We start from the raw sequence: 5,241 nt of genomic DNA on the forward strand, positions 1-5,241 counted from the left end.
TCAGCAGCATAAGCAGCATATATAAACATTTTATTTTCATTTTTCACCTTTATCTCCTCAAGCTATATACCCCACTCCTTGTCAAGAAATATGCCTGCCGGGAATTTCAGAAGGAACTACAAAGCACGTAGTGACATTGAAATGTGAGTACGTGCTTTGTTGTTCCTGCAATAGACTAATATAGATGAGAAAGTATTGCGATTTATAGCGTTAGATTCATTATTGAGAATAACAGGTGCATAATGGTAAATAATTAATCCAGCATTCTCTTGAAATTATATTTCTGTGCTTTTCGCCCGGCTCTGGTAGGGAGCAGACCCGCGTGTCTGCCCAGAATTTGTTCTTTTAATTTAGTTTAAAGAGGGCAGACACATAGGTCTGCCCCTACCAATCCGTCTAAAAAGCAATGAGATGCAGGTAAAAAACAGAAACCGTGAGATGCCAGGTAAATAATTAATAAATTGACGTCATAAAAAAGTATAAATAAATTGAACTGGTGTAAAAAGTGTTGCCGGGTAGTAAATATAAATTGACATAAAATAAACATCACCGGACATTGGAATCGGCGACAAAGGGGAGTGCATGAAAAAGAAAAAAGATTTTAAGCTGATCAACAATATGCGTGTTCATCGGTTTCATAATGGAGAAATGACCCAGGCTGCCCTTGCCGAAAGTGTGGGAGTATCCCGACAGACGATCATTGCCATAGAAAAAGGAAAATTCAATCCTTCCGTATTTCTGGCAATGAAGATAGCTGCTAAATTCCGGTGCAGGATAGAGGATATTTTCAAGCTGGTTAAGGAGGATAACGAAGATGATTAAGCAGTTTTTCTTTGAACTAATTGTAGGTATATTGATCTTGCTTGCCACCTATCTTTTCGGGATGTCAGGTTTTTGGGGATTTATCCTATTAGCAGCTTATCCATTTTTCTTTAAGATCAAGGGCTTTGATGAACGTGAACTTGTGCTTTTGCATCAGGCAGATACTCTTACCCTAAGTTTGCAGCTCATGGTTCTTATCCTGCTTTATTACTTCTCTGCTCATGATTTTGGAGTTATCAATATTGGTGAAAACTGGCTGCAATTTGCCGTATTATCATTTTTGATCACTCATGGAGCATCGGGTATATTAATCTTCCGTACAGACAGTGAACCCGAGGAAGAATAAAGTATACTAGTTGATCAATAAATAAAGTAAACAGCAAACTAAGATATAAAAAATAATTATTACAATTTTCTAAATATATAGCAGACATTTCATCATAATAGTGTCATAAATTTGTGATATAAGAGTTTTTTAAGGAGAAATAATGGCAAAGAGAAATAAAAAGAAGAAATTTCCCTGGCTGCTGGTGTTCATATTATTGATAATTATCCCGGTGGTATATTTTAAATTCATCAAATCTGAGAAAGCCAGTGAGATAACCTATGAGACAAGTGAAATAAGCGTGATGGACATTGAAAGTCTTGTAAGCAGCACAGGGTCACTGGCGGCAGTGGGTACAGTAAAAGTGGGAACGCAGGTATCAGGTGAAATAGACAGCATATTTGTGGATTATAATGATCAGGTAACTCAGGATCAAGTCCTGGCAATCTTAGATCGAACAACTTTGAAATCAAGTTTCAGAGATGCCCAGGCGAATTTGAAGCGGGTGAAAGCTCAATATGATCTATTGCTTGAGAAATTTGCTAATGACAGCACTCTTTTTGCCAAAGAATATATTTCTTCTTATGAATTTAAAAGTAGTAAAACTGATTTGATCAATGCCGAAACGAGTCTTGTATCAGCAGAAATATACCTTGAAAAAGCAGATCAGAACCTGAATGAATATGCTGTGATCCGTTCTCCCATAGATGGGCTGGTGATCTCACGCGAAATAGAAGAAGGTCAGACTGTGCAGGCGAGTATGAGTGCGCCGACGCTTTTTATTCTGGCAGAAGGTTTGGAGCAGATGGAAATAGAAGCGCTGGTGGATGAGAGCGATATTGGCTTGATCAAGCATGGTCAAGATATCCGGTTCACAGTAGAAGCATATCCTGATTTAGAATTTTCTGGTGAAGTAAACCAGGTGCGGTTGCAATCCAAAGCCGTATCAGATGTGGTACATTACACTGTGATCTGTTCAGCGGATAATAGCAGCGGATTATTATTACCGGGAATGACAGCCACAATAGATTTTGTGGTAGATTCACGCGAGCAGGTGCAGGCAGTAACTAATAGCAGTTTAAATATCTCAATGCCGGAATCTGTACTGAAAGAGATGATGGAAGAGATGAAGAAGAAAATGTCAGGCAAAGAAAGACCCGTGAGAGGAAAAAGACCTAAAAGAAACACTGAAAGTGAGTCAGATATTATTAGTGTACTCTGGTATATATCGGAAGATGGCAGTTTTGGCAGAACTACGGTAGAAAAAGGGCTAAGTGACGGAATACATACTGAGATCACTAAAATACGAAACCTTCCTGATAAGGCCATGATCATCACCAAAGTAAATGGAACCCGCAGCACCACAACCACCTCTAATAATTCCCGTAACCGGATGCCTGGCGGACATGGTCCAGGGCTTTTCTAAATCATAAGGGATATTAAAATGAATAGCGTAATAGAAATGCAGGGTATTACCAAGAATTATCAGATGGGAGAAATGGAAGTCCGTGCCTTACGAGGGATAGATCTGAAGATAAACAGCGGGGAATTTGTAGCGATCATGGGAGCATCAGGTTCTGGCAAATCTACTCTAATGAACATTATCGGGTGTCTGGATGTGCTCACTGAAGGTGAATTTTACCTTGATGGTGAAAATATTCTCGATCTGGATGCTGATGACTTTGCTGAAATCCGCAACCGAAAAATCGGCTTCGTGTTCCAGGGATTTAATCTTCTGGCAAGAACTACTGCTCTGGAAAATGTAGAATTACCTTTATTGTATAATCAAAAGATCAAAATGCGCGAAGTAATGAATAAAGCCAAAGAAGCTCTCGCATTGGTGGGACTGGAAGATAGAATGGATCATGAGCCCAGTCAGCTATCTGGTGGACAGCAGCAGAGGGTTGCTATTGCCAGGGCACTTGTGAATGATCCTGCTTTGATACTGGCAGATGAGCCTACTGGTAATCTGGATAGCAGAACTTCTGTGGAAGTGATGAAGCTTTTTCAGGAATTAAATGATCAGGGCATCACAATTATACTGGTGACACATGAGCGTGATTTAGCTGAATATGCCAGGCGTAAAGTGGTTCTAAAAGATGGACATATCATTGAAGACAGTCAGATAGCAAAACGCCGGTTAGCAGCAGCAGACCTGCAAAAACTGCCTGAAGAGGATTGATAATGAGACTCATAGTATTATTCAAGATAGCTTTGAAAAGTATATTAAAAAACAAAATGCGCAGTTTCTTAACATCGCTGGGTATCATTATTGGTGTCTGCTCAGTAATCGTGATGGTGGGAGTGGGACAGGGTTCACAAAAGAAAATAGAAGATTCGATTTCCTCACTGGGCACAAACCTGATCCTTATATTCCCCAATCATGCCCGGTTTGGGGGAGTGAATGCTACCCGCAGCAGCAGACAAAGCCTGAAAGCCGACGATCCGCAGTACCTTACAGAATATGGGGAATATATCCTGGCATCAAGTGGCAGTATAAGTTCCCGGCAGCAGGTTGTGGGTGGAGTGAGTAACTGGAATACTAATATTGAAGGAGTGGGACCTGGCTATTTGACAATTAAAAGCTGGGAAATGGAAAGTGGAACTTTTTTTACTGAACGGGATAATAAATCAAAGAAGAAAGTATGCGTATTGGGCAAAACAGTAGCAGATGAGCTTTTCCCTGACACAGATGCCGTGGGACAGCGTTTGCGCATTGGCAGCAAGCCATTTACGATCATTGGAGTGTTAACAGAAAAAGGTGAAACTGCCATGGGTAATGACCAGGATGATGTGATCCTGGCGCCTACTAAAACCGTGTTGACCAGATTGCGTGGTAGAGATTTTCTTAATCAGATATATGTAAGTGCTATCAGTGAAGATGCTGTAGATGCTGCCCAGGAAGAAGTTGCTGAGCTTCTGCGGCAGAAACATGGCATTGAAACAGGTGAAACTGATGATTTCATTATCCGCACTCAAACAGAGATCACAGATATGGCGTCAGAGACTTCCAAGACGTTAACCCTGTTACTGGCAGCAATAGCGGGAGTGTCACTGGTTGTGGGTGGAATTGGTATCATGAATATCATGCTGGTTTCTGTGACGGAAAGAACGCGCGAAATAGGTATTCGCCTGGCTATTGGCGCAAGGGGAAATGATGTGCTGCGTCAATTTTTGTATGAAGCTATCACCTTGAGCCTGACGGGTGGATTCCTGGGAATAATGCTGGCATTTGGGATTACCGGTTTTATGAACAGGTTTACCTCTATCAGTGCAGTAATCAATCCGCAGATAGTTATTATTGCAGCCCTGTTTTCTGGAGCTGTAGGTATATTTTTCGGGTATTACCCAGCCAGAAAAGCAGCTCGCTTGAATCCCATAGATGCCCTGCGGTACGAGTAGAAATTAAGAATCTGCTGTTATTTAATTAATTACAGGGAGATATAAAAAGTAGTGCTCATCATGCAGCCAGAAAACACGTTTCTGGTTTTGATATATCAGCTTGAAACCATGTTCTTCTGGATTCTCAAGTGGTATTGAAAGGACCAGCAGGAGATTTTCTCTTTCCGGGAATTGTGAGTTTATCCGGGTTATGAGTTTCTCAGAGGATAAATCAGCATTCAGCTTATATTCAGTATTCCAGACAACATAAGAGCCATAATCCTGAATTCCTGCATACCAGAATTTCTTGTCAGCGAAATACGGAAGAATTGCTTCACATCTATCTGACCGGTAGCCAATCCAGTTTTTATCTTCCAGGTTATTTTGCTTAATGTATTGGGCAATTTCCTTTGAACCTGAAAATTCATATCTGATTTCCTGGGGTATGATAGCCATCATGCGCAATACTGAGGTGAGTAAACAAAGTCCAACGATCAATAATACTCCCTGCCTGAAAGCATCACTTAATATATAGCGTGGTACAAATCGGCTGATCCAGTCATTATCCTTATAATTATCACGTATCCAGGCTTAAAGGGCAAAAATTGGTTGCTATTTTGCTAGAATTTCATCAATCATTCTGATTTTTCTCCATTGTTTAATTCCAGAATGGATTCTCAACTTTGTCTTTAACCTTGAGAAGGTACCTTCCA

6 protein-coding genes are annotated in these 5,241 nt (G+C 40.5%); 5 read left to right on the forward strand and 1 reads right to left on the reverse strand.

Annotated elements, in window-relative coordinates; translation table 11 throughout:
* Positions 1 to 618: 618 nt before the first annotated feature.
* The 5 genes from RAO94_04415 to RAO94_04435 all read left to right on the forward strand — a co-directional run bounded on the left by RAO94_04415 (position 619) and on the right by RAO94_04435 (position 4,549).
* Positions 619 to 822, forward strand: a complete 204-nt coding sequence (locus RAO94_04415) for a helix-turn-helix transcriptional regulator (protein ID MDP8321579.1) — start codon at positions 619 to 621, stop codon at positions 820 to 822.
* A complete protein-coding gene (locus RAO94_04420; GenBank protein ID MDP8321580.1) occupies positions 815 to 1,168 on the forward strand; it encodes a hypothetical protein in 354 nt (117 codons plus the stop codon). The genes RAO94_04415 and RAO94_04420 overlap by 8 nt, the downstream gene beginning before the upstream one ends.
* A 142-nt stretch (positions 1,169 to 1,310) precedes the next feature.
* Entirely contained in the window at positions 1,311 to 2,573 is a 1,263-nt protein-coding gene (locus RAO94_04425; protein MDP8321581.1) for an efflux RND transporter periplasmic adaptor subunit, read from the forward strand.
* Between the two features lie 18 nt (positions 2,574 to 2,591).
* Positions 2,592 to 3,329 carry an ABC transporter ATP-binding protein gene (locus RAO94_04430; GenBank protein MDP8321582.1) on the forward strand — a complete coding sequence of 246 codons (738 nt, stop codon included), beginning with the start codon at positions 2,592 to 2,594 and terminating at the stop codon, positions 3,327 to 3,329.
* 2 nt (positions 3,330 to 3,331) lie between these two features.
* The gene (locus tag RAO94_04435; protein MDP8321583.1) at positions 3,332 to 4,549 is read left to right on the forward strand and encodes an ABC transporter permease; all 1,218 of its coding nucleotides are present in this window, start codon (positions 3,332 to 3,334) and stop codon (positions 4,547 to 4,549) included.
* Positions 4,550 to 4,570: 21 nt separating this feature from the next.
* On the opposite strand, the gene RAO94_04440 is transcribed toward RAO94_04435, so the two are convergent.
* Entirely contained in the window at positions 4,571 to 5,026 is a 456-nt protein-coding gene (locus tag RAO94_04440; GenBank protein MDP8321584.1) for a hypothetical protein, read from the reverse strand.
* Positions 5,027 to 5,241 lie beyond the last annotated feature (215 nt).

It is taken from the genome of Candidatus Stygibacter australis (assembly GCA_030765845.1).
In the GTDB taxonomy this organism is placed as follows: Bacteria; Cloacimonadota; Cloacimonadia; order Cloacimonadales; family TCS61; genus Stygibacter; species Stygibacter australis.

Bases quoted from the DNA above. Each gene is read 5' to 3' on its own strand.
- RAO94_04415 (MDP8321579.1), top strand. From the start codon at position 619: ATGCGTGTTCATCGGTTTCATAATGGAGAAATGACCCAGGCTGCCCTT.
- RAO94_04420 (MDP8321580.1), top strand. From the start codon at position 815: ATGATTAAGCAGTTTTTCTTTGAACTAATTGTAGGTATATTGATCTTG.
- RAO94_04425 (MDP8321581.1), top strand. From the start codon at position 1,311: ATGGCAAAGAGAAATAAAAAGAAGAAATTTCCCTGGCTGCTGGTGTTC.
- RAO94_04430 (MDP8321582.1), top strand. From the start codon at position 2,592: ATGAATAGCGTAATAGAAATGCAGGGTATTACCAAGAATTATCAGATG.
- RAO94_04435 (MDP8321583.1), top strand. From the start codon at position 3,332: ATGAGACTCATAGTATTATTCAAGATAGCTTTGAAAAGTATATTAAAA.